Below are 23,533 nucleotides of genomic sequence, written 5' to 3' on the forward strand. Positions count from 1 at the left end.
ACCGTCGCCGCGACCATGGCAAATTCAAGCGTCACCGGGGCATGATTTCTCGGTCTGGAGTCAGTTTATGAAAATCGAATTCGTCGCTTCGTCGGGTGCAGCCGAAATTCTCGCCGTGCTGGCGCATGAAGGACGAGCCCTTGCGGGCGCCGGTTCGGCGCTGGATCAGGCCGCCTCGGGCGCCCTGGCCAAGGCGATGAAGAACAGCCGCTTCACCGGCGCGGCCAACAGCACCCTGAACGTCGCGGCTCCGGCCGGGATCGACGCGAACGCCGTCCTGCTGGTCGGCGCGGGCGCAGCGGACAAGCTGGACGATCTGGCGGTCGAAACCGCCGCCGCCGCCGCCTATCAGGCGACCAAGCTGTCGGGCGCCGAAGTCCTGACCATCGAGGCGTCGCATCTGTCGCCGGAACTGGCCGCCCGCGCCGGTTTCGCCGTGCGCCTGGCCGCCTACCGCTTCGCCAAATACCTGACCAAGCAGAAGGCCGACAAGATTCCGTCGGTGACGACCGTGCGCGTCGTGACCTCGGACGTGAAGGCCGCCGAGGCCGCCTTCCAGCCGCTGTCGGCCGTGGCTGACGCCGTGCTGTTCTCGCGCGATCTGGTGTCGGAGCCCGCCAACATCCTGTACCCGGCCGAGTTCGCGCGCCGCGTGAAGGAGCTGGAGGCCCTGGGCGCCAAGGTCGAGATCCTGGGCGAAGCCGAGATGGAGAAGCTGGGCATGGGCTCGCTGCTCGGCGTCGGCCAGGGCTCGGTGCGTGAAAGCCAGCTGGCCGTCATCCAGTGGAACGGCGGCAAGGAAGGCGAGGCCCCCATCGCCTTCGTCGGCAAGGGCGTCTGCTTCGACACCGGCGGCATCAGCCTGAAGCCCGCCGACGGCATGGAAGAGATGAAGTGGGACATGGGCGGCGCCGCCGCCGTGGCCGGCCTCATGCACGCCCTGGTCGGCCGCAAGGCCAAGGTCAACGTCGTCGGCGTCCTGGGCCTGGTCGAGAACATGCCGGACGGAAACGCCCAGCGTCCGGGCGACGTCGTCACCTCCATGTCGGGTCAGACCATTGAGGTGCTGAACACCGACGCCGAGGGCCGCCTCGTGCTGGCCGACGCGCTTTGGTACACGCAGGATCGCTTCAAGCCGAAGTTCATGATCGACCTGGCCACCCTGACGGGCGCCATCATCATCTCGCTGGGCCTGGAGTACGCGGGCGTCTTCACCAACAGCGACGAACTGGCCGCCAACATCGCCGACGCCGGTCCGAAGGTAGGCGAGAAGTCCTGGCGCCTGCCGATCCCGGCGGAATACGAGCGTCACATCGACAGCCCGATCGCTGATGTGAAGAACATGGGCAACGGCCGCGCCGGCGGCTCGATCACCGCCGCCCTGTTCCTGCAACGCTTCACCAACGGCACGCCGTGGGCGCACATCGACATCGCCTCGACCGCCTGGGTGAAGGACTCCAAGAACCCGACCGTGCCGGACGGCGCCGTGGGCTATGGCGTGCGTCTGCTCGACCGCATGGTCGCCGACCACTACGAAGGCTGAGACACGTCCTTGAAGGGATAGGGCCGGGTGTCTGACGCCAAGCCGGAAATCTGGTTCTACCACCTGGAGCGCTCGACGCTGGACCAGGTGCTGCCGACCCTGCTGGAGCGCACGCTTCAGCGGGGCTGGCGCGCCTTGATCCGGGGCGCGACCTCGCACCGGCTCGACGATATCGACGAGCTGTTGTGGACTTATCGCGACGACAGCTTCCTGCCGCACGGACGGGCCGATGGCGACCATGCCGCGCGCCAGCCTGTGCTTCTGTCCGAATCGGGCGAGAATCTGAATGGCGCTCAGGCGCTGTTCATCGTCGATGATTCAGAGCTTGGGGCCACGCAGGAGTTCGCACGTTGCTTCATCATCTTCGACGGTCGGGACGAGCAGGCGCTGAACCATGCGCGCGGACGCTGGCGGACGCTGAAGGCGGACGGCGCCGACCTGGCCTACTGGAAACAATCGGACGAGGGCCGCTGGGAAAAGGCGGCCTGATCCTGGGCGTGGGCCTGGTCGCCCTGTCGGCCTGCGCTTCGCCGCCTGCCCGGCCCGTCGGCCAGCCGACCGCGCCTGTCCGGACGCCGGTCTCCTCGACCGAGCGGCCTTATCTTTCCGAACCGGGCGTTCGCAGCATCGACGGCGATATGTGCAAGGCTGGCGAGCTTCAGTGGCTGGTCGGGAAACCGCGCAGCCAGATTCCCGTTCCGGTGGATGTGGTGAACCGTCGCGTCGCTTGTACGACCTGTCCCGTGACTGAAGATTATTCGCCTTACCGCTTGAATATTTTCTATAATCAGCAGACGGGCCTGGTCGAACAGGTTCGCTGCGGCTGATCGAAAAGGACGCCGCCATGAAGACGATTCTGACTCTGAGCGCCGCTGTGAGTTTCCTCGCCCTGGCCGCCTGCGCCCCGACCCAGGGCGGCGCGACGCCGACGCCGGGCGGCGAGGCGATCCCCGTCGCCTGCAAGGCCAGCGACTATCAGGAGTATGTGGGCCGCAATCGCTCGACCATTCCGACCGCGCCCGATGGCCGCATCTTCCGCGTCCTGTGCAGCAGCTGCGCGGCGACCATGGACTATCGCGAGAACCGCGTGACCTTCACCTACGACGACAAGACCAACGTCGTGACGCGCGTCAGCTGCGGCTGAGTTCAACCAGTATCCGCTCATCCCGGCGGAGGCCGGGATCCAGTGCTTTGGCTGCAAACGCGGCGGATGAAGTTCTCACTGGCCCCGGCCTCCGCCGGGGTGAGCGGAAAGCAGGGGCTGGGGCTTAGCGCTCCAGGCCGTAGAGGGCGTCGGCGACGTCCTCTACCTTCTGGCGCACCACGGTCTCCGCGTCGCGCAGGCCGCGGTTGTAGAACAGGCGGCCGATGTCGCGGCCGATGAACTCCACCAGCATCTCGGCGGGCAACTGGCCGACCTCCACCTCCATCTCGTCGCGCAGGTAGGCGCGCAGACGGGCGGACGCCTCCTGCATCTCGTCCTTGGTCAGCAGGGGCGGCGCCTTGCTCATCAGGACACTTCGGCCAGGGCTTCTTCGGCGGCGATCCAGTCGATCTCGGCCTGATCCAGGTCTGACTGGGTCTTGGCCCGCGAGCGGGTCAGGCCTTCCAGCTTCTTCGGATCATTGACGGCGGCGTTGGCCAGGTCGTCGTCCAGACGCGCCAGGTCGGCGGTCAACTGGGCCATCTTCTCTTCCGCCTTCTTCACCGCATGGCGCAGGGTCGAGGGCGAGGGGCCCTTCTTCTTCTCAGCCTTGGGCGCGACGGCAGGCGCTGACGCCTCGGCCACGACTTCCTCATGCTTGACCTGGCTGGGCTTCATGCCCGCCTGCTTGGCGCGGTCCAGAACGAACTTCTGATAGTCGTCCATGTCGCCGTCGAACGGCTTCACCGACCCGTCGGCGGCCAGCCACAGGCGGTCGGCCACCAGCTCCATCAGCGAGCGGTCGTGGGTGATCAGGATGACCGCGCCCGTATATTCGTTCAGCGCGTCCAGCAGGGCGCGGCGGCTGTCGATGTCCAGGTGGTTGGTCGGTTCGTCCAGGATCAGGATGTGCGGCGCATCCATCGCCACCAGATTCAGCAGCAGGCGCGCCCGCTCGCCGCCTGACAACGACCCGACGGTGGTCTCCTGCTTCTCGAACGGCAGGCCGAACTGGGCCAGGCGGCTGCGGCGGCTGCTTTCCGAGGCGTCCGGCATGGCGCGGCGGATGATCTCCAGCGGCGTGTCTGTCGGGTCCATCGCCTCGATCTGGTGCTGGTGGAACCAGCCCACGCGCATCTTGCCGTCGCGGTGGAACTCGCCCGTCTCGATGGTCAGGGCCTTGGCGATCAGCTTGGCGAAGGTCGACTTGCCCGCCCCGTTGACGCCCAGCAGACCGATGCGGTCGTCCAGATCCATCCGCAGGTTCAGGTTCTTCAGGATCGGCTTGCCCGGCTCATAGCCGACGTTGGCCTTCTCCAGCCGGATCAGCGGCGGGGGCAGGGGGCGTTCGGGCGAGGGCAGGGTGAAGGGGGCGACGCGCTCTTCGGGCGGCAGCTCGATGCGCTGCATCTTCTCCAGCCGCTTGACGCGCGACTGGGCCTGGGTGGCCTTAGAGGCCTTGGCCTTGAAGCGGTCGATGAACTTCTGCAGGTGGGCGCGCTCGGCGTCCTGCTTGGACTTGTTGGCCTCCATCAGGCGCAGCTTCTCGGCCCGCGTCTTCTCGAAGGTGTCGTAGTTGCCGGTGTAGAGGTCCAGCTTGCGGTTCGACAGCTGCAGGATGTGGGTGCAGACGCCGTTCAGCAACTCGCGGTCGTGGCTGATGATCAGGGCCGTGTGCGGATAGCGCTTCAGCCGCTGCTCCAGCCACAGGGCGCCTTCCAGGTCGAGGTAGTTGGTCGGTTCGTCCAGCAGCAGCATGTCCGGCTCGGCGAACAGGGCGGCGGCCAGGGCGACGCGCATCCGCCACCCGCCCGAGAACTCGGCCATCGGGCGGTGCATGTCCTCCTGACTGAAGCCCAGGCCGACCAGGATTTCCGAGGCCCGCGACGGGGCGCTGTCGGCGTCGATCTCGATCAGCCGGCCCCAGATCTCGCCCATCTCTTCCGGTTCGGCGGTTTCCAGCCGGGTCAGCAGGTCGTGGCGCTCGACGTCGGCTTCCAGAATGGTGTCCAGGACGCTGACCGGCGTGGCGGGGTGTTCCTGATCGACCGAGCCGATGCGGGCGGTCTTGGGCAGGGAGATTTCGTCGCCGTTGGCGGCCAGTTCGCCCAGGATCAGCTTGAACAGAGTGGACTTGCCGATGCCGTTGCGGCCGACCAGGCCGACCTTGGACCCCGGCGGCAGGCTGACGGAGGCGTCGTCCAGGAACTCGCGGCCCCAGGCGTTGTAGGTCAGGTTTTTGATCTGCAGCATGGGAACCGGAAAGAAAAAGGCTTACGCGCGGGGATATTGGAAAGATGTGCGGCGCTCGCTATAAGCCGCCGACCCTCAAACTCCCAAACAAGAAGTCACTCCCATGACCGAACGTACGTTCTCGATCATCAAGCCGGACGCCACCCGCCGCAACCTGACGGGCGCCATCAACGCCGTCATCGAAGGCGCTGGCCTGCGTATCGTGGCTCAACGCCGCGTCAAGCTGACCGAAGCCCAAGCCAAGAAATTCTATGAAGTGCACGCCGAGCGTCCCTTCTACGGCGAACTGGTCTCGCAGATGATCGCCGAGCCGGTCGTCGTGCAGGTGCTGGAAGCCGAAGGCGCCGTCGCCAAGTACCGCGAAGTCATGGGCGCCACCAACCCGAACGACGCCGCTGAAGGCACCATCCGCAAGCTGTTCGCCCTGTCGATCGGCGAGAACTCGGTCCACGGTTCGGACTCGCTGGAGAACGCCGGCATCGAGATCGCCCAGTTCTTCACGGACGCCGACATCGTCGGCTAAGGGTTGAAACAGGCCTCTCTGTGAGGCTTGGCACAGCGATAAAGCGGCCCGCTCCCGGAACCGGGGGCGGGCCGTTTCGTTTTCATGGTCACGCTGTCTCTCGAAGAAGAACAAGGATGACCGCCATGAAGACGATGCTGAAACTCGCCCCGGTGATCGGCCTGACGGCCTTGCTGGCCGCCTGCGGCACCACCACGGAACAACGCGCCGCCACGGGCGCCCTGGGCGGCGCGGTCGCCGGTCAGGCGATCGGCGGCAACACCGGCGCGACGGTCGCCGGCGGCGTCATCGGCGCCGTCGCAGGCGCCGCCACCACGCCGAAGAAGCCCCACGAGTAAGGCTTTCTTCGCAAGGCGAAACAAAAAGGGCGTCGGCCGCGAAGCCGACGCCCTTTCCTTTTGTCCGTCGCCGGCCGCGCCGCTTACCAGATGCGGGCGCGCTTTTCAGGGGCGATGTACTCCGCCTGATCCGGGGTGACGCCGAAGGCGGCGTACCAGGCGTCGATGTTGCGCGGCGGGGTGGCGGCGCGCGCCATGCCGGGCGAGTGCGGGTCGGTGGTCAGCTGCTCTTTCAGAGCCTCTTCACGCGACTTCTCACGCCACACCTGAGCCCAGCCCAGGAAGACGCGCTGCTCGCCGGTCAGGCCGTCGATCACCGGGGCCGGCTGGCCGTTCAGGCTGCGCTTATAGGCGTCCAGCGCCATCAGCAGACCGCCCAGGTCGGCGATGTTCTCGCCCATGGTCAGCTCGCCGTTGATGTGCGTGCCGGGGACCGGCTCCTCGGCGGCGTAGATGGCGCCCAGCGTCTTGGCGCGTTCCTCGAAGCGGGCGGCGTCCTCGGGCGTCCACCAGTCGCGCAGCACGCCGTTGGCGTCGGTCTTGCGGCCCTGATCGTCGAAGCCGTGGGTGATCTCGTGGCCGATCACGGCGCCGATGCCGCCGTAGTTGACCGCCGGATCGGCGTTCGGGTCGAAGAAGGGCGCCTGCAGGATGGCGGCCGGGAAGACGATCTCGTTGCGCGGCGGGTTGTAATAGGCGTTCACAGTCTGGGGCGTCATGCCCCATTCCAGCGGATCGACCGGCTGGCCGATCTTGCTGCGGTTCCAGGCCCAGTCGAAGGCGGAAGCGCGCTCGACGTTGCCGTAGAGGTCGCCCGCCGTCAGCTCCAGCCCGTCATAGCTGCGCCATTTCTCGGGATAGCCGATCTTCACGCCGAACTTGGACATCTTCAGGATGGCCTGCTCGCGGGTGGCGTCGCTCATCCAGTCCAGGGCCTTCAGGCGCTCGGTCATGGCGGCGCTGAGATTGGCGACCAACTGCTCCATCTGCGTCTTGGACGAAGCCGGGAAGTGCAGGCGCACGTATTCCTGGCCCAGAACCTCGCCCAGCTGGCCGTCGACCAGGGCGACGCCGCGGTTCCAGCGCGGACGGTTCTCGGGCTGGCCGCGCAGGGTCTTGCCGCGGAACTCGAAGCGCGAGTCGACGAAGGCGTCGGACAGATAGGGGCTGGCCTGATCGACGGTCTGGAAGGCCTGCCAGGCCTTCAGCGTCTCGATCGGGGTGTCGGCGAACATCTGGGCGATGCCGGGGATGGCGGTGTTCTCCATCAGCACCAGGGTCGGCACGCTTTCGACCTTGGAGGCCTGCAGGAAGGCGGTCCAGTCGAAGCCCGGCGCGAAGGTCGACAGTTGCGCGGCCGGGGTCGGGTTGTAGATCTTGTCGATCTGGCGGCGCTCGACCGTGGTCCAGTGCTTCTCGGCCACCTTGGTCTCGAAGGCCAGGATGTCAGCGGCGGCCTGGGCCGGGTTGCTCCAGCCAGCGGCGGTCAGGGCGCGGGCGACATAGACGACATAGGCTTCGCGCTGCGTGGCGAAGTCAGGCTTCAGATAATAGTCGCGGTCCGGCAGACCCAGGCCGCCCTGGCCCAGATAGGCCGAGTTGACGTTGGGGTCTTGCAAGTCCTCGAACACGGCCACCCCGAACAGGGAGCCGCCGAAGCCTTCGTGGCTGGCGCCCATCAGGCGGGCCATGTCGCTGTGGTTCGCCACGGCGCGGATGGCGGCCAGGTCGGCGGCCAGGGGCTGGGCGCCCAGTTGGTTGACGCGGGCCTCGTCCATGAAGCTGGCGTACAGGGCGCCGACCTTGCGGGCGTTGTCGTTGATCGGATTGGCGGCGCTGGCCTCGATGATGGCGCGAAGCTGGGCCTGCGAGTTCTCATACAGGACGTCGAACGGACCGAAGCGGGCCTTGTCGGCCGGAATCTCGGTGTCGCGCAGATAGACGCCGTTGGCGTAGGCGTTGAAGTCGTCGCCCGGCTTCACCGTCAGGTCGCGGCCGTCCAGGTCGAAGCCCCAGGGCTTGATCTCTGGCGTGGTCGAGGCTGTGGCCGAAGCGTGGGCGTGTTGGGCCAAGGTCGGTTGAGCCGTGAAGGCGAGGGCGAGGGCCATGGCGGCGGCGCCCATCAGGCGAGTTTTCATCATCGGGTCTTTCCCAGTGGTGCAGACGTGCGCGATTGCGCCATCGGGACGGCGCATCCGTGCTTGCGGGCAACCTGCGCGGGCTGCGACCGGCTGTCGCATTAAAAATCGTTAAGGATTACGGGCGGCGGACGAAATCGGCGAGCGCTTGGGGATAAAGGCCGTGCTCCGCCGCCTTGACCCGTTCGGCCAGGATGTCGGGCGTATCGCCCGGCAGGATCGGCACGCGCGCCTGGCCCAGGATCGGGCCTTCGTCGACGCCCTCGGTGACTATGTGGACGGTGCAGCCCGCCTCAAGGTCTCCAGCCTCGATGGCGCGGGCGTGGGTGTTCAGGCCGGGATAGAGCGGCAGCAGCGACGGGTGGATGTTCAGCATCCGACCCGCCCATTTCCCGACCAGCCACGGGGTCAGCAGGCGCATGTATCCGGCCAGGGCCACCACCTGAACGTCGCGCTCGGTCAACAGGGCGTCGAGGGCGCGCTCGTGCGCCTCGCGGTCCTTGCCGAAGGGCTTGTGCTCGACGGTCAACGCCTCGACGCCCGCCGCCTCGGCCTTGGTCAGGCCGCCTGCGCCCGCGATGTTGGAGATGACGACCACGACTTCATACGGCGCGTCCGCCGCCTGACCCGCCGCGATCAGGCTGGCCATGTTCGAGCCGGTTCCCGAGATAAGGACGGCGACGCGGGTTTTGGCGACGGACATGGGCGGCTCGTGCGTTGAAAAAGGCGCGACTGCCATGCGGCCCCGACGGCGACTTAGCAAGAGGGACTGCAAGGCGAAGGGGAGGGCGTGTCGCCGCCGAACGAATATCGACCAACTGACGCAAACTCCGTTGCTTCTTCGGAAACGGCGGCGCTAGCGTCGATCCGCCGGAGAGTCCGGCATCCTAGGGGGGAGTATCCTATATGCGTCGTCTGTTGACCGCCGCCTGCGCTGCGGCCCTGTTGGCCGCGCCGGCCGTTTCCATGGCTCAGGAAGCCGCGTCCAGCGGCGGTTCGGGTCCGATCCGCTCGGCGGCCGAACGTCTGCGCAACGCCAACGCCGAACAGATCGAGAAGAACTGGGCCCGCGCCAGCGCCGATGAGCAGACGGTGACGACCAGCCACTCGATCACCGCCCACGGCCGCGCCATGCGCTACAAGGCCACGGCGGGCACCCTGACGGTCCGCAACGACGCGGGCATGCCTACGGCCAGCCTCTTCTATGTGGCCTATACGCTGGACGGCCAGCCGGTCGGTCGTCGCCCGATCACCTATATGTTCAACGGCGGGCCGGGTTCGCCGACGGTGTGGCTGCACATGGGCGCCTTCGGCCCGATGCGGGTCCAGACTGACGCTCCGGTGGTCGAGCGTCCGGGGCCGTTCAACCTCGCGCCCAACGACATGACCCTGCTGGACAAGACCGATCTGGTCTTCATCGACATGGTCGGCGCCGGCTATTCGCGCCCGCTGGGCGAGACGCCGGGTTCGGCCTTCTGGGGCGTGGATCAGGACGCGGACACCTTCGCCCGCGCCATCATGCGCTACACGACCAAGTTCGACCGCTGGTCCAGCCCGAAATACGTTCTGGGCGAAAGCTACGGCACCCTGCGCGCCGGCGCTCTGGTGCATCAGCTGGAAAGCCGCGGCATGTCGCTGAACGGCGTGGTGTTGCTGTCGTCGATCATGAACTACGGCGTGCGCCAGCCGGGCTATCCGCAGAACTTCGTCACCCTGCTGCCGACCTATGCGGCGACGGCCTGGTATCACAACAAGATTCCGAACAAGCCCAGCTTGGAGGAACACGTCCAGCGCGCCCGTGAATTCGCCATCGGCCCGTACTCGGCCGCCCTGTCGAAGGGGCATCTGATCTCGGACGCCGAACGCGCCCAGATCGCCCAGCAGATGAGCGCCCTGATCGGCATTTCGCCGGACGTTCTGGATCAGGCCAATCTGCGCCTTGAACTGAGCCCCTTCCGCAAGGAGCTGCTGCGCGACCGTCGCCAGACGGTCGGCCGTCTGGACACCCGCTACCTGGGCATCGACGCCAATGCGGTCGGCGGCTCGCCCGAGGAAGACCCCTCCAGCAGCGCCATCACCGGCGCCTATTTCAGCATCTTCCGCGACTATGTGGCCACGACGCTGAACTACCGCACCGACATGGACTATCGCCAGTCGGCGCGCGGCCTGCCGGGCTTCGATTGGGACTGGAGCCACCGCCCGCCGGTTGGCGGCCCGCAGACGACGCCGAACACGGCGGTCGACCTGGCCACGACCATCCGCCGCAATCCGCACCTGAAGGTGCTGGCGCTGAACGGCTACTACGACGCCGCCACGCCCTTCTTCAGCACGGAGTACGACCTGGCCCAGATGATGCTGGAGCCGCACCTGCGCGGGAACCTGGAGTTCACCTACTATGAAGGCGGCCACATGATGTACACGGCCCGCCCGGCGCTGGAGCAGCTCTATACCGACATGGCCAAGTTCTACGACGAGACGCAGAACGGCGGCCTGCGCTGATCTTGGCGGCAGTCTGAACAAGGAAGGCCCCGGTCAACGCGATCGGGGCCTTTTTGTTGGCTGAAACCCTTCATGCCCGCTCATCCCGGCGGACGCCGGGATCCAGTGCTTTGGCTCAGGACGCGGCGCTTGCGGTTCTTACTGGGCCCCGGCGTCCGCCGGGGTGAGCGGAAGAATCGTGGACGCAAAAAAGCCCCCGGTCTCGTGGACCGGGGGCTTTTGTCTTGTCGGAAGGCTGCCGCCTTACGCCGCCTGCAGCTGCCCGCAGACAAACGCCGTCTCGCCTGCGTTCAGCAGGGCGGCCAGCACCGGCTCGACGTTCTCGGGCGCGACGATCAGGATGAAGCCCACGCCGCAGTTGAAGGTGCGGCGCATCTCGTGGTCCGAAATGCCGCCCGTCTCGCCCAGCCACTGGAACACGGCGGGCATCGGCCAGGAATCCCAGTCGAAGCTGGCCTCAAGGCCTTCGGCTATGCAGCGCGGCGGGTTTTCGATCAGGCCGCCGCCCGTGATGTGGGCCGCGCCCTTGATCAGGTCGGCCTTCATCAGCGGCAGGATCGGCTTCACATAGATGCGGGTCGGCTCCATCAGGGCCTGGGCCAGGGTGCAGTCCTTGGCGAAGGGGGCGTCGTCGCCCCAGGCCAGGCCGGACTTCTCGACCACCTTGCGGATCAGGGAATAGCCGTTCGAGTGCGGACCCGAGGAGGCCAGGCCGATGATGACGTCGCCCGGCTTCTGCTGGTCCAGATAGGGCAGCACCTTGCCGCGCTCGACCGCGCCGACGGAGAAGCCAGCCAGGTCGTAGTCGCCGCCCGAATACATGCCCGGCATTTCGGCCGTCTCGCCGCCGACCAGGGCGCTGCCCGACTGGCGGCAGCCCTCGGCGATGCCCGCCACCACGCGGCGCGCGGCGTCCACGTCCAGCTTGCCCGTGGCGTAGTAGTCCAGGAACATCAGCGGCTCGGCGCCTTGCGCCAGCAGGTCGTTGACGCACATGGCGACCAGATCGACGCCCACGCCGTCGTGGCGACCGGTTTCGATGGCGATCTTCAGCTTGGTGCCGACGCCGTCCGTGGTGGTGACGATCAGCGGGTCTTCAAAACCGGCGGCCTTCAGGTCGAACAGGGCGCCGAAACCGCCCAGCGAGGCCTCGGCGCCGGGGCGGCGCGTGGACTTGGCCAGGGGCTTGATCGCATCGACCAGCTGCTCTCCGGCGTCGATATCCACGCCTGCGTCGGCGTAGGTCAGACCGTTTTTCAGGGCCTCAGGGGTGTCGCTCATCGGTCACGGCTCGAAATCGGGGGCGAAAATATGTCGCGGCGCTCTTGCCACGACGGCGTCGCGCGGGGCTATAGCATCGGAATGACGCCAATCACCACCAATGACGCGCTGATCGCCTTCTGCGATCGTTTGGCCAAGGCCCCGTACATCACCGTTGATACGGAATTTATGCGGGAAACGACCTACTGGCCCAAGCTCTGCCTGATTCAGGCTGCGGCTTCGCCTACGGACGCCGCCATCATCGATCCGATGGCGGAGGGGCTGGATATGACGCCCTTCCTCGACATCCTGCGGGACGAATCGATTCTGAAGGTCTTCCACGCCGCCCGACAGGATGTGGAGATCTTCAACAAGCTGGGCGCCATGCCGCGTCCGCTGTTCGACACCCAGGTCGCCGCCATGGCCGCCGGGTTCGGCGATCAGGTCAGCTATGAAGCCCTGGTCCGCCAGATGCTGCGCCAGGAGCTGGACAAGGGCAGCCGCTTCACCGACTGGGCGCGTCGCCCGCTGTCGGATGCGCAGCTGACCTATGCGCTGGGCGACGTGACGCACCTGTCGGCCCTCTATCCCAAGCTGCGCGACCGGCTGCAGAAGGAAGGCCGTCTGGACTGGGTCATGTCCGAAATGAGCGCGGTCACGGACCCGGCGCTCTACGACACCTCGCCCGAGAACGCCTGGAAGCGGCTGAAGCCGAAGAAGTTCAACGCCAAATATCTGGCCGCCTTTGTCGCTGTCGCCGTCTGGCGCGAGCGCGCGGCCCAGGAGCGCGACCAGCCGCGCGGCCGCATCCTGAAGGACGAGGCCATCGACGAGATCGCCGTCCAGGCGCCGACCGACCCGGACGCCTTCAACCGCCTGCGCTCGGTGCCCAAGGGCTTCGGCGGCTCGCGTCTGGGGCTGGAGCTGGCGGCGGAACTGAAGCGCGTCCTGGCCGACCCGGAAGCCCATGCGCCCAAGCTGGAGCGTCCGGCCAATAACCAGCCGGCGCCGCCCTCGGTGGTGGAGCTGCTGAAGGTGCTGCTGAAGGCCAAGAGCGACAATGCGGGCGTGGCGGCCAAGCTGATCGCCACCGTCTCCGATCTGGAGAAGATCGCGCTGAACGACAACGCCGACGTCGAAGCCATGAAGGGCTGGCGCCGCCAGTTGTTCGGCGAGGACGCGCTGAAGCTCAAGAAGGGCGAGATCGCCCTGGTGCTGAACGGCGCCCGCGTCGAAGTGGTCGAGATCGAGGGCTGAGGGACGTCAGGCCGGCGGCGGCGGCGCCGGCTCCCACAACTCGATGGGGTTGCCCTCGGGGTCGTGGATACGCACGAAGCGACCGATCTCTGGCACGTTCCAGTCCGGGTCGGCGCGCACCTCAATGCCCGCTGCCTGGAAAGCCGCGACCATGTCGTCCAGATCGGTGACGCGCAGGTTCAGCATCCAGCGATGGTCGGCGGCGAAATAGTCGCTGTCTTCCTTGAACGGCGAGAAGACCGTCGGCCCCGCTTCCTGGTTCCAGATGTAGACGCCCTCCGGCGCCCCGACGCCCAGGTGGTCCAGATACCATTTGGCCAGACCCTCAGGGTCTTTCGAGCGGAAGAAGAAGCCGCCGATTCCGGTCACGGGCATGAGGGTCGCTCCTTAGATTTTCAACGCCAGGTCCATCGCTTCGGCCAGGGCCTTGGCCCGGCGTTTCGTCTGTTCGCCCAGCAGCATGTCGGCGTAGCCGTTGGCGGCGGTGACGCGCAGGGCGCCTTTCTCGACCGTGGCCGTGGCGTTGGCGAGAAGCTGCGGCGAGCGGCCGGACAGGTCGCAGGCCAACCGCATGGCCAGCCCCAGGGCGCGGGCGCGCTTCTGGCCTTTTTCAGACAGCAGGCGGTTGACCGTGTCCGGCGCGGGCGTGCGCGCTTCGCCGCCATAGCGGGCGTTCATCGCTACGGCCATGAAGGCGCGTTCGGCGTGGGTCTGGCCCGGAATGGGCGACCACAGCACCTGATCGAACACCAGGTTGGTGCGGTGGTCCGGGTGCAGGCGCGCGCCCAGGTCGGCCAGACGGCACACCGAGGACGTCAGCAGGGCGTCGCGTTCCTCGCCGAACACTTCAGGCAGGGCCGAGGCGACCGACTGAAGCCAACCGTCCAGCGCGCGGGGCAGGGCGGGGTCCACGCCCTGGCGGCCGCCCCAGGCCGAACATCCGGCCAGCAGGGGATCGACGGCTCGCATGGCGGGCTCCATGCCGTCATACAGCAACCCCTCGCGCACGCCCCAGGCCGAGAAGATGATCGAGCCAAGCCCCAGTCGGTCGATCAGCCCCTCCAGCACCAGGGCGGCGTAGGGCAGGGTCTCGGCGCGGCGTTTGGACAGGCCGGGCAGCTTCTCCAGCGAGGCGCGGGACTGACGCGCGACCAGTCGGGCCATATCGCGGGCGTCGGCGGCGTTCAGCACGTATTGGTGGACGATGCGGATCGGGTGCTCGACCATCGCCATATGCATCTGGGCCAGGCTGCGCCATGCGCCGCCGACGGCGTAGAGCGTCGAGGTCGCATAATCGTCCTGGATCGGTTCCAGCCGTTTGGCGATGCGACCGCGCAGGCGATCGGCGTCGAAGCCTTTGGCGTCCAATAGGGCGAAGGGGCCCAGGGGCAGGGTCACGCCCTTGCCGCGCGGACCGTCGCCGATGCGCGTCAGCTCCAGACTGGCGCCGCCCATGTCGGCGGCCACGCCGCGCGCGCCGGGATCGCCCGCCAGCACGCCCAGCGCCGAATATTTCGCCTCTTCCTCGCCGCTCAGGACGCGGATGCGCAGCCCCGTCTCGGCGGCCACGCGCTCGCAGAACAGGGGGCCGTCCTCGGCCTCGCGCACGGCGGCGGTGGCGGCGACCAGCACCTGATCCGGCTGGACGCCCTCGATCACGGCGGCGAAGCGGCGCAGCGCGGTCATGGCCATGACCACGCCCGGCTCTGACAAGCGTCGGGTGGCGGCCAGGTCACGCCCCAGACCGGCCAGCACCTTTTCGTTGAACATGGTCCAGACCGCCCGGCCCTCGAGCCGGTACAGCACCAGGCGCACCGAGTTGGAGCCGATGTCGATGACGGCGATCTGTTTCGACTCGTATTCTCGCTCGGGGCTCATCAGCGGCGCTTCCGCGGCTTGAGGCCTGGATAGGACAGGGCGCCGGGCAGGGTCTTCACCTTGCGGCCGCGCCCGGACAGGCTGGGGTTGGTCATGAAGTACTTGTGCGCCGAGAAGGGCCGCTCCGACCCGCTGGGGATCACCCGCCGATACGAGCCGTCCGAGGCCAGAACCCAGCTCTGGGCGTCGTCCTTCAGATTGGCGACCATGATCTGGTCCAGCACCTGATCGTGGACGGTAGCGTTCAGGATCGGCGTCATCACCTCGACCCGGCGGTCCAGGTTGCGCGGCATCCAGTCGGCCGAGGAGATGTAGACCCGCGCCCGGTTGCTGGGCAGATCGTGGCCGTTGGCGAAGGCGACGATGCGGCTGTGCTCCAGGAAGCGGCCGACGATGGACTTGACCCGGATGTTCTCCGACAGGCCCGTCACGCCGGGACGCAGGCAGCAGATGCCCCGGATGACCAGTTCGATGCGCACGCCCTGCTGGCTGGCGCGATACAGGGCGTCGATGATCTCCGGGTCGACCAGGGCGTTCATCTTGGCCCAGATGGCGGCGGGCTTGCCCTTGGCGGCGGCGGCCATCTCCTTGCCGATCATCTCGATCAGGCTGGTCTTCATGTTCAGCGGCGAGACGACCAGGGCTTCCAGCTCGTCGGGCTCGGCGTAGCCGGTAATGTAGTTGAACACCCGCGTCGCGTCGCGGCCCAGCGCCTGGTCGCAGGTGAACAGGCTCAGGTCCGTGTAGATCTTGGCCGTGACCGGGTGATAGTTGCCGGTGCCGAAGTGGCAGTAGGTGCGAAGGCTGTCGCCCTCGCGCCGGACGACGACGCTCATCTTGGCGTGGGTCTTGTACTCGACGAAGCCGAAGACGACGTGGACGCCCGCCCGCTCCATCTGGCGCGCCCAGCGCAGGTTGGCCTCTTCGTCGAAGCGCGCCTTCAGCTCGACCAGGGCGGTGACGTTCTTGCCGTTTTCGGCCGCCTCGATCAGGGCGGCGACGATGGGGCTGTCTTTCGAGGTGCGATAGAGCGTCTGCTTGATGGCGATGACGTGCGGGTCGCGCGCCGCCTGACGCAGGAACTGGACCACCACGTCGAAGCTCTCGAACGGGTGGTGGATCAGCATGTCCTTTTCGCGCACCGCCGCGAAGATGTCGCCGCCGTTGTCGCGCACCCGCTCGGGGTAGCGCGGTTCATAACCCTTGAACTTCAGGTCGGGGTGGCCGCCGGGGATCAGTTCGGACAACTGGGCCAGCCCCAGCATCCCGTCGACCAGCACCACGTCCTGCGGCTGGGCGTGAAGCTGGGCGATGATGAAGTCGCGCAGGTCGTCCGGCATGTCCGCCTGGATCTTGATGCGGACGACCGAGCCCATGCGGCGCTGTTTCAGCGCTTCCTCGAACTCCATGACCAGATCTTCGGCCTCTTCCTCGATCTCGATGTCGGAGTCGCGGATCAGGCGGAACAGGCCCTTTTCCAGGATCTCGCAGCCCGGAAACATGTGGTCGATGAACAGCAGCAGCAGGTTTTCCAGCGAGACATAGCGTGTGCGCCCGGGCGTCGAACGCCCGTCCGTCGCCAGCGCCCAGAAGCGCCGCACCTGCGTCGGCACAGGCACCAGAGCATAGAGGACGCGGTTGTCGCTGTTGCGCCGCAGCTTCAGCGCCAACGAGAAGCCGAGGTTGGGCAGGAAGGGGAAGGGATGCGCCGGGTCGATGGCCATCGGCGTCAGGACGGCGAACAGCTGGTTCAGGAACTCGGGTTCCAGCCGCTCACGCTCGGTTTTGGTGATGCGGGCGCGTTCGACGATCTCGATACCGGCGGCGGCCATCTCCTTGCGCAGGACGCGCCACTGACGCTGCTGTTCGGCCATCAGGCCGCCTGCCGCCGCATTGACCTGCTCCAACTGTTCGGCGGGGGTCAGGCCGTCGGGCGAGACCACGCGGACGCGCTCGCGCACTTGTCCTTTCAGACCGGCGACGCGGGTCATGAAGAACTCGTCCAGGTTGTTGGCCGAGATGGAGAGGAAGCGCACCCGCTCCAGCAGGGGGTGGCCCTCGTTCGCCGCCTCTTCCAGCACCCGGCCGTTGAAGGCCAGCCAGGACAGCTCGCGGTTGATGAACCGCTCGGGCGAGGCCATCAGCGCCTCGGACAGCTCCAGCTGCGGGGCGCGCGAGGAAGGGACTTCCTCGCCGGTGGTGTCGACGGCGATAGGCGCGAGATCAGTCATGATTCCGTTGTCGCTCGCGCCTGTGACGGCTGCAACCGCGATTGTGTCGCGGCGGGTGAGACTTTGGAACGCCAGGTATAATTCTGCTCATCTAGGCGTCCGCCGGGATGAGCGGGGAAAGGGGAGGACTACTCCCCGTCCAGCACCTGCCGGGCCAGCACGCGCGTCACCGGGCGGTGCAGGGCGTCCAGGCGGTCGACCACGGCCTCGGCGGCGTCGGCCGAGCGGTCGATGCGGCGGACCAGATAGTCGATCAGTTCATCGGCCGGGGTGATGTTCCGGCTGGCGAAGGCGCGGCGCAGCATGGCGGCGAAGACCACGTCGTCGGGCGCCTCTATCCCCACGGTGCGGATGGCGTTCAGGCGCGAGCGCAGGTCGGGCAGGTCAGTGGCCCACGATGCGGGCGGATCGCGCGACACCAGCAGCAGGGCGCCGCCGCCCGACTGGGTCAGGTTGATGAGGTGGAACAGGCTCTCGTCGTCCGCGTCTTGGGCGCGGTCCAGCAGGACGGGGCGGCCCTCAAGCTCCAGCGGGTCGACCAGGGCGGCCTCGGCGCCGTGCAGGGCGATGGCGCCGGTGCGTTCGACCCAGGCGGCGGCCAGGTGGCTCTTGCCGCAACCCGCCGGGCCGAACAGGGCCAGGATGGCGCCCGGCGCTTCCGGCCAGGTGGTCAGGGCGGCCACGCCCGCGGCGTTCGCTTCCGAGATCGCCAGGTCGGAGGCGCGCTGCGGTGTCTCCTGCTGCAGCGGCAGGCGCAGTTGACGGATTTCGGCGGCCGAGGCGTTCATGAGGACAGACCCTAGCCGGGCCGAGCCGTGGGCGTCTCTGTTGATAGGGCGGGATCACGGGGACAACCTGTCCGCCGCTGTGGATGGCGCGTCGTGGGCGATTCAGCCGCCAGCCTTGACTTTCGGGGGCGATGATGGGCCTTTCCCCGCTCCTAATTCACGCTGTTCGACAGCCGTTTTCAGACGAAAATCCGATATGCACGCCTATCGCTCCCATACCTGCGGCGCCCTCCGTTCGACGGATGCGGGCGCGAATGTTCGTCTGTCGGGCTGGATTCACCGCAAGCGCGACCACGGCGGCCTGCTGTTCATCGACCTGCGCGACCACTACGGCCTGACCCAGCTGGTCCTGCACCCCGAGACGCCGGGCTTTGACGTCGTCGAGCGCCTGCGCGCCGAAAGCGTCATCAAGATCGACGGCGAAGTGGTCCTGCGCGAAGGCTCGACCGTCAACGCCAACCTGCCGACCGGCGAGGTCGAGGTGCGCGTTCAGTCGGTGGAAGTGCTGTCGGAAGCCGCCGAACTGCCGCTGCCGGTCTTCGGCGAGCCGGAATACCCGGAAGAGATTCGCCTCAAGAACCGCTTCCTGGACCTGCGTCGCGAGACGCTGCACCGGAACATCGTCCTGCGTTCGCGCGTGATCCAGTCGATCCGCAACCGCATGTGCGCCCAGGGCTTCCTCGAGTATCAGACGCCGATCCTGACGGCCTCGTCGCCGGAAGGCGCGCGCGACTTCCTGGTGCCGTCGCGGATGCACCCCGGCAAGTTCTACGCCCTGCCGCAGGCCCCGCAGCAGTTCAAGCAACTGCTGATGGTGTCGGGCTTCGACCGCTATTTCCAGATCGCGCCCTGCTTCCGCGATGAAGACCTGCGCGCCGATCGTTCGCTGGAATTCTACCAGCTCGACGTGGAAATGAGCTTCGTCACGCAGGAAGACGTCTTCCAGGCGATCGAGCCGCTGATGCACGGCCTGTTCACTGAATTCGGCGAAGGCAAGCCTGTGTCGCCGATCGACGGCGTGCAGACCTTCACCAACGACTTCGGCCAGACGATGGAGCACAAGGGCTTCGAGCGTCTGACGTTCGAACAGTCGATGAAGTGGTACGGCTCGGACAAGCCCGACCTGCGCAACCCGATCAAGATGCAGGACGTGTCGGACCACTTCCGCGACGGCGGTTTTGGCCTGTTCGCCAAGATCCTGGGCGCCGACGCCGCCAACGCCGTCTGGGCCATCCCGGCGCCGACCGGCGGTTCGCGCGCTTTCTGCGATCGCATGAACTCCTGGGCGCAGGGCGAGGGCCAGCCGGGCCTGGGCTACATCTTCTGGTCGGACGACCAGCAGTCGTGGGGCGGCCCGATCGCCAAGAACCTGGGTCAGGAGCCGGCCGAGGCGCTGATGTCTTCGCTGGGTCTGGGCAAGGGCGACGCGGCCTTCTTCACCGCCGGCCTGCCGTCGGTCTTCGCCAAGTTCGCCGGTCTGGCCCGCACCCGCGTCGGCACGGAGCTGAAACTGGTCGACGAGGAGCAGTTCAAGTTCTGCTGGATCGTCGACTTCCCGATGTTCGAATGGTCGGAAGAAGAGAAGAAGGTCGATTTCAGCCACAACCCCTTCTCGATGCCGCAGGGCGGCATGGAGGCGCTGGAGATGCAGGATCCGCTGACCATCCGCGCCTATCAGTACGACATCGTCTGCAACGGCTATGAGCTGTGCTCGGGCGCGATCCGGAACCACAAGGCCGAGATTATGCTGAAGGCCTTCGAGATCGCCGGCTATGACGCCTCGGTGGTCGAGGAGCAGTTCGGCGGCATGCTGAACGCCTTCCGCTACGGCGCGCCGCCGCACGGCGGTCTGGCGCCGGGCATCGACCGCATCGTCATGCTGCTGGCGGGCGAGCAGGCTATCCGCGAGGTCATCGCCTTCCCGCTGAACCAGCAGGGCCAGGATCTGCTGATGAGCGCCCCGGCCGAGGCCGAGGAGCGTCAGCTGAAGGAGCTGTCGATCCGCACCCAGCTGCCGATCAAGATCTGATCGCGGCGACAGCGCTGAATTGGAAAAGGGAGGGGGCGACCCCTCCCTTTTTTGCGTCCGGTCCTCAGTTGCCCGAGGTGATGACCAGGTTGCGCTGACGCGGCGGAATGGGCGGAACAGGCGGCGTCGGCGGCGCGGGCGGCGTGCGGATGACGCGGACGCCGCCACGGCAGTTGCGGGCCGTCAGACCGCCCGGGAGGCGGGTCGAGGCGTCGCCGCAGGCCTCTTCGACCTGGCCGGCGGTCAGGCCGCGCGCGCGGGACAGGTCCAGGCCGCGAATGTCGGTGCGGCGCAGGGAGGCGTCGCGGAAATCGGTGCGATTGAAGCTGCCGCCGGACAGGCGTGCGCTGTCCAGGTCGGCGTCGCGGAAGGTGGCGTTGTCGAAGTTTCCGCCCGACAGGTTGGACGCCTTGATGTCGGCGCCGGTGAAGTCTGCGCCCCTGGCGTTCACATTGGCCAGGGTGGCGCCGAAGATCTCCGCATCGTTCAGGCGGGCGCGGACCAGGACGGCGCTGTTCATGTTGACGCCCTGAAGCTCGGCGCCGGTCAGATTGGCGCCGGTCAGATTGGCCCGGATCAGGACGGCGCCGGTCGCTTCTGCGCCCATCAGTTGGGCGCCGGTCATATTGGCGGTGGTGAAGGTCGAACCGACCATTTCGATGCCGCGCATGTCGGCCCGGCTGAAGTCGGCGCCGACGAAGTTCGAACCGACCAGTTCGGCGCCGCGCAGATTGGCTCCGACCAGGGTGGCGTTGGCGAAGTTGGCGCCGGTCAGGGTGGCGCCGGACAGGTCGCGGCCCGACAGTTCGCAACGGACGCAGCTGCCGCCCAGGGACACCATGCGGGCGACGTCGCGATCCTGGGACAAGGTCATGTCCACAGCGCCGGCCAGGGCGGGGGCGGCCGTCGTCAATCCCACAAGGGCTGAGGCGGCGAGGGCCAGACGGCGCAGGGGTGAAATGGATCGTTTCATCACCCCTCTTGAATGCGCCTTAGTCCGTAAAAACCCTACTTAAATCGTGGTAACGAAGGCGACGCTCAACAGGCGGGAATGCGTAGTCCCGAAGGCAGAACCGTGTTCTGGTCGCCGCAGGCCTGATTGAGCTGCGACTGGGTCAGGCCGCGCGCGCGCGACATCTCGGCGCCCGACAGATTGGTCCCGTTCAGCTTGGCTCCGGTGAAGGCGGCGCCTTCCAGATAGGTTCCGACGAAGCTGGCGTTGGTCAGGTCCGCCCCGGTGAAGTTCGAGCTGGACAGGACGGCGCCGTAGGCCTCGACGTCGCGCAGGTCGGCGCGGCTGAAGTTGGTGCGGTTCATCACCGATAGGCTGATGTCCGCCTGACGGACGCGGGCGCCCGCCAGGTTCAGACCCGTGCGCTCCAGGCCCGAGAAGTCGCCCTGGAACAGGTTGCAGCCGGGGCAGGAGGCGCCGCGGCGCACCTGGCTGATCTGAGAGGCGTTCTGCGCCGAGGCGGGCAGGGCCGTCAGCGTCAGGCCGACGGCGGCGAGAAGGGCGATTGCGGGACGGATCATGCGGATGGCTCCAGGCTTTGCCGCCTCGCAGCAAGAAGCGGGCCGCCGTTTCGGGACAGTGCGTCCCGTTTCAGCCCTGAACTTGTTAACCCTGAACCTTGGGAGAAGCGCCGCAGGCCCCGCATACGGGCGTCCCGTTCCGGTCCGACAGCATCAGGTCGCCGCACTCGGGACAGGGGCCGGCCTGCGCCTGCGGCGTGGTGCGTGGCGACGGCTCCTTCCGGCCGAAGGGAGCGACGATCAGATTGTCGGGCGCCGCGCCGCGGGCGAAACCCTTGGAGATGAAGCGGGCGGCGGGCACGGGCTGGGGCGCGTCGGTCGGGGCGCCGTCCATACCGTCCAGATTGGCGGCCTCGGGCGTGACCTGCGCCAGTTCGCGACGGTCCAGATAGGAGACGCCCAGCTCGCGGAAGACATAGTCGAGGATGGAGGTCGCCGAGCGGATGGAGTCGTTGCCCGTGACCCGTCCCGACGGCTCGAAACGGGTGAAGACGAAGGCGTCCACGAACTCGTCCAGCGGCACGCCGTATTGCAGGCCGATGGAGATGGCGATGGCGAAGTTGTTCATCATCGAGCGGAAGGCGGCGCCTTCCTTGTGCATGTCGATGAATATCTCGCCCAGTTCGCCGTCTTCGTATTCGCCGGTATGGATATAGACCTTGTGGCCGCCGACCGAGGCCTTCTGGATATAGCCCTTGCGACGGTCGGGCAGACGGCGGCGTGTGCGGTCGCGCTCGACCACCTTCTCGACCACGCGCTCGACGGTCTGGGGCGCGGCTTGCGGCGGGCCTTCGGCGCGGCGGGGAGCTTCGACCTCGGGCAGGGTCAGGCGGAAGCTGAGCGGGGCTTCCGCGCGGCGCAGGGCCACGGCGCGGCGATCGTCGCGCGCGCCGTCGGCGATGGCGCGGCTTATCTGCATGGCGTCGGAGCGCCAGTCCAGCAGGCGGGGGCGGGCGTCGGGGGCGTCGCTGAACGGCTCGATCGTCTGGCGCAGGGCCGCCTCGAGATCGGCGCCCGGCGTCGCCAACAGGGCTGTCAGCGACGGCGGCGCCTGATCCCAGTCCGACAGGTCCGGTCGGCCGAAGACATAGGCGGTCGCGGCTTCGATCTCTTCAGCCGTGAAGCATAGACGAGGCAGCAAGGCGCCTTCGTCCGGCGTCAGCCCCAGCACGTCGCCGATGAAGCCCGCGTCCAGCACCGGCGGAGCGAAGGCGGGGCCGAAGTCCTCGACCAGGGCCAGGGCGCGCTCGATGGCCTCCAGCTCCAGATCGGTGAAGCCCAGTTCGCGCAGGCGTCCGTGGCTCACGCCCGGCGCCTCGGCCAGGGTGCGGCGGCCGAACAGATGGCGCTCCGCCGCCTCGACCTCGCCGCCCGCCGCGACGATGGCGGCGGCCAGGGCGGGCCTCAGTCGCCGGGCGACCTCTTCGTCGGCGGTCTGGAACACATCCATCGCGCCGAACGGCGACAGGCCTAGCCGCAGGTCCAACTCGGCCTCGTCGACGAACAGGCCGATCACGGCGTTGCGTCGCCCGTTCGGCTCCAACGCGGCGGCGTCGCGCCCTTGCGCCTGAAGCACGGCGATGACGTCATCCTTGGCGGTCGCCCATTCGGGGCAGGGCGCCAGTCGGGCCGCCAGCTCGCAGGAGGTCTGACATGCCATGTCAGCGACGCGGCACCCGAGGGCGGACGCCTGCGCGACAGGGTCGGCCCCGTCCTGGCTGACCGCCCAATCCGCCAGGCCGCCGAGGCCCAGGGCGATGGGCCGCGCGGCCAGCGCTTCGGCCCGGCTCGTCTGGTCCAGTTCGATGTCCAGCGCCGTGATCCACAGGGCGACCAGCGCGTCCAGGGCGGCGTCGAAGTCCGCCCCGGCCAGCGCCGCCAGGGCGGGCAGGTTCAGGATCGCGCGCGCGCCCGTCTGGGCGGCAGTCATGGCCTCGGCGTCGGCGGGCGAGAAGACGACCACGACCGGGCCTTCCTGCGCGGCCTCGGCCACGGCGGCGGTTCGGGGATCGCCCGAGGCGGTCGTGTCGCGCGCCGCCAGCACGGGCAGGGCGGCGGGCTGTTCGGCGGCTTCGATCGTGAGATCGGCGGGCTCGCCCTGAATGGCGCGCAGGATGTC

Annotated in this window: 21 protein-coding genes; 9 read left to right on the top strand and 12 right to left on the bottom strand. The window is 67.6% G+C overall.

The window, feature by feature from the left end; genetic code table 11:
- Window positions 1-67 precede the first annotated feature (67 nt).
- From B2Y21_RS04370 to B2Y21_RS04385, 4 genes are read left to right on the top strand one after another with little or no spacing between them, the layout of a single operon-like run.
- The gene (locus B2Y21_RS04370; protein WP_292057347.1) at window positions 68-1,543 is read left to right on the top strand and encodes a leucyl aminopeptidase; all 1,476 of its coding nucleotides are present in this window, start codon (window positions 68-70) and stop codon (window positions 1,541-1,543) included.
- Between the two features lie 27 nt (window positions 1,544-1,570).
- Entirely contained in the window at window positions 1,571-2,032 is a 462-nt protein-coding gene (locus B2Y21_RS04375) for a DNA polymerase III subunit chi (protein WP_119411811.1), read from the top strand.
- A gap of 8 nt (window positions 2,033-2,040) precedes the next feature.
- A complete protein-coding gene (locus B2Y21_RS04380; RefSeq protein WP_292057351.1) occupies window positions 2,041-2,370 on the top strand; it encodes a hypothetical protein in 330 nt (109 codons plus the stop codon).
- 17 nt (window positions 2,371-2,387) lie between these two features.
- A complete protein-coding gene (locus B2Y21_RS04385) occupies window positions 2,388-2,687 on the top strand; it encodes a hemolysin (RefSeq protein ID WP_292057352.1) in 300 nt (99 codons plus the stop codon).
- A 124-nt stretch (window positions 2,688-2,811) separates the two neighbouring features.
- On the opposite strand, the gene B2Y21_RS04390 is transcribed toward B2Y21_RS04385, so the two are convergent.
- Together B2Y21_RS04390 and B2Y21_RS04395 are read right to left on the bottom strand one after the other, a co-directional pair.
- Entirely contained in the window at window positions 2,812-3,054 is a 243-nt protein-coding gene (locus B2Y21_RS04390; protein ID WP_292057355.1) for a DUF2164 family protein, read from the bottom strand.
- Window positions 3,054-4,940 carry an ABC-F family ATP-binding cassette domain-containing protein gene (locus B2Y21_RS04395; RefSeq protein ID WP_292057357.1) on the bottom strand — a complete coding sequence of 629 codons (1,887 nt, stop codon included), beginning with the start codon at window positions 4,938-4,940 and terminating at the stop codon, window positions 3,054-3,056. Before B2Y21_RS04395 ends, B2Y21_RS04390 begins: the two co-directional genes overlap by 1 nt.
- 103 nt (window positions 4,941-5,043) lie before the next feature.
- Here B2Y21_RS04395 and ndk point away from each other — a divergent pair, with 103 nt between their 5' ends.
- The gene (gene ndk / locus B2Y21_RS04400; protein WP_087139197.1) at window positions 5,044-5,463 is read left to right on the top strand and encodes a nucleoside-diphosphate kinase; all 420 of its coding nucleotides are present in this window, start codon (window positions 5,044-5,046) and stop codon (window positions 5,461-5,463) included.
- Window positions 5,464-5,588: 125 nt separating this feature from the next.
- On the top strand, window positions 5,589-5,801 hold the full coding sequence (locus B2Y21_RS04405; RefSeq protein WP_040346808.1) for a hypothetical protein: 213 nt from the start codon (window positions 5,589-5,591) through the stop codon (window positions 5,799-5,801).
- A gap of 83 nt (window positions 5,802-5,884) precedes the next feature.
- Here the strand turns inward: B2Y21_RS04405 and B2Y21_RS04410 are convergent, their stop codons facing one another.
- The gene (locus B2Y21_RS04410) at window positions 5,885-7,942 is read right to left on the bottom strand and encodes a M13 family metallopeptidase (RefSeq protein ID WP_292057360.1); all 2,058 of its coding nucleotides are present in this window, start codon (window positions 7,940-7,942) and stop codon (window positions 5,885-5,887) included.
- A 115-nt stretch (window positions 7,943-8,057) separates the two neighbouring features.
- Entirely contained in the window at window positions 8,058-8,642 is a 585-nt protein-coding gene (gene purN / locus B2Y21_RS04415) for a phosphoribosylglycinamide formyltransferase (protein WP_292057362.1), read from the bottom strand.
- 203 nt (window positions 8,643-8,845) lie between these two features.
- Here purN and B2Y21_RS04420 point away from each other — a divergent pair, with 203 nt between their 5' ends.
- A complete protein-coding gene (locus B2Y21_RS04420) occupies window positions 8,846-10,438 on the top strand; it encodes a S10 family peptidase (RefSeq protein ID WP_292057364.1) in 1,593 nt (530 codons plus the stop codon).
- 243 nt (window positions 10,439-10,681) lie between these two features.
- Here the strand turns inward: B2Y21_RS04420 and purM are convergent, their stop codons facing one another.
- A complete protein-coding gene (gene purM / locus B2Y21_RS04425; RefSeq protein ID WP_292057366.1) occupies window positions 10,682-11,719 on the bottom strand; it encodes a phosphoribosylformylglycinamidine cyclo-ligase in 1,038 nt (345 codons plus the stop codon).
- Window positions 11,720-11,800: 81 nt separating this feature from the next.
- On the opposite strand from purM, the gene rnd reads away from it, so the two are divergent.
- Window positions 11,801-12,955, top strand: coding sequence for a ribonuclease D (rnd, locus tag B2Y21_RS04430; protein ID WP_125899783.1), 1,155 nt, complete (start codon window positions 11,801-11,803; stop codon window positions 12,953-12,955).
- 6 nt (window positions 12,956-12,961) lie between these two features.
- On the opposite strand, the gene B2Y21_RS04435 is transcribed toward rnd, so the two are convergent.
- The 4 genes from B2Y21_RS04435 to B2Y21_RS04450 all read right to left on the bottom strand — a co-directional run bounded on the left by B2Y21_RS04435 (window position 12,962) and on the right by B2Y21_RS04450 (window position 17,852).
- Complete coding sequence (locus B2Y21_RS04435) at window positions 12,962-13,330, bottom strand: VOC family protein (protein WP_292057367.1); 369 nt, start codon at window positions 13,328-13,330, stop codon at window positions 12,962-12,964.
- Between the two features lie 12 nt (window positions 13,331-13,342).
- Entirely contained in the window at window positions 13,343-14,833 is a 1,491-nt protein-coding gene (locus B2Y21_RS04440; protein ID WP_292057369.1) for a Ppx/GppA phosphatase family protein, read from the bottom strand.
- The gene (locus tag B2Y21_RS04445; protein ID WP_292057371.1) at window positions 14,833-17,064 is read right to left on the bottom strand and encodes an RNA degradosome polyphosphate kinase; all 2,232 of its coding nucleotides are present in this window, start codon (window positions 17,062-17,064) and stop codon (window positions 14,833-14,835) included. The genes B2Y21_RS04440 and B2Y21_RS04445 overlap by 1 nt, the downstream gene beginning before the upstream one ends.
- Before the next feature lie 128 nt (window positions 17,065-17,192).
- The gene (locus B2Y21_RS04450) at window positions 17,193-17,852 is read right to left on the bottom strand and encodes a DnaA ATPase domain-containing protein (RefSeq protein ID WP_292057372.1); all 660 of its coding nucleotides are present in this window, start codon (window positions 17,850-17,852) and stop codon (window positions 17,193-17,195) included.
- 196 nt (window positions 17,853-18,048) lie between these two features.
- Between B2Y21_RS04450 and aspS the strand changes: the two genes are divergently transcribed.
- Window positions 18,049-19,881, top strand: a complete 1,833-nt coding sequence (gene aspS, locus B2Y21_RS04455) for an aspartate--tRNA ligase (RefSeq protein ID WP_292057375.1) — start codon at window positions 18,049-18,051, stop codon at window positions 19,879-19,881.
- Window positions 19,882-19,945: 64 nt separating this feature from the next.
- Here the strand turns inward: aspS and B2Y21_RS04460 are convergent, their stop codons facing one another.
- The 3 genes from B2Y21_RS04460 to B2Y21_RS04470 all read right to left on the bottom strand — a co-directional run.
- Complete coding sequence (locus B2Y21_RS04460) at window positions 19,946-20,854, bottom strand: pentapeptide repeat-containing protein (protein ID WP_292057377.1); 909 nt, start codon at window positions 20,852-20,854, stop codon at window positions 19,946-19,948.
- A 65-nt stretch (window positions 20,855-20,919) separates the two neighbouring features.
- On the bottom strand, window positions 20,920-21,414 hold the full coding sequence (locus B2Y21_RS04465; protein ID WP_292057379.1) for a pentapeptide repeat-containing protein: 495 nt from the start codon (window positions 21,412-21,414) through the stop codon (window positions 20,920-20,922).
- Window positions 21,415-21,499: 85 nt separating this feature from the next.
- Window positions 21,500-23,533, bottom strand: a 2,034-nt coding sequence (locus tag B2Y21_RS04470; protein WP_292057381.1) for a TSCPD domain-containing protein, incomplete at its 5' end; no start/stop codon positions are given.

Origin of the sequence: Brevundimonas sp. UBA5936 (assembly GCA_002430835.1) — a bacterium.
GTDB lineage: Bacteria > Pseudomonadota > Alphaproteobacteria > Caulobacterales > Caulobacteraceae > Brevundimonas.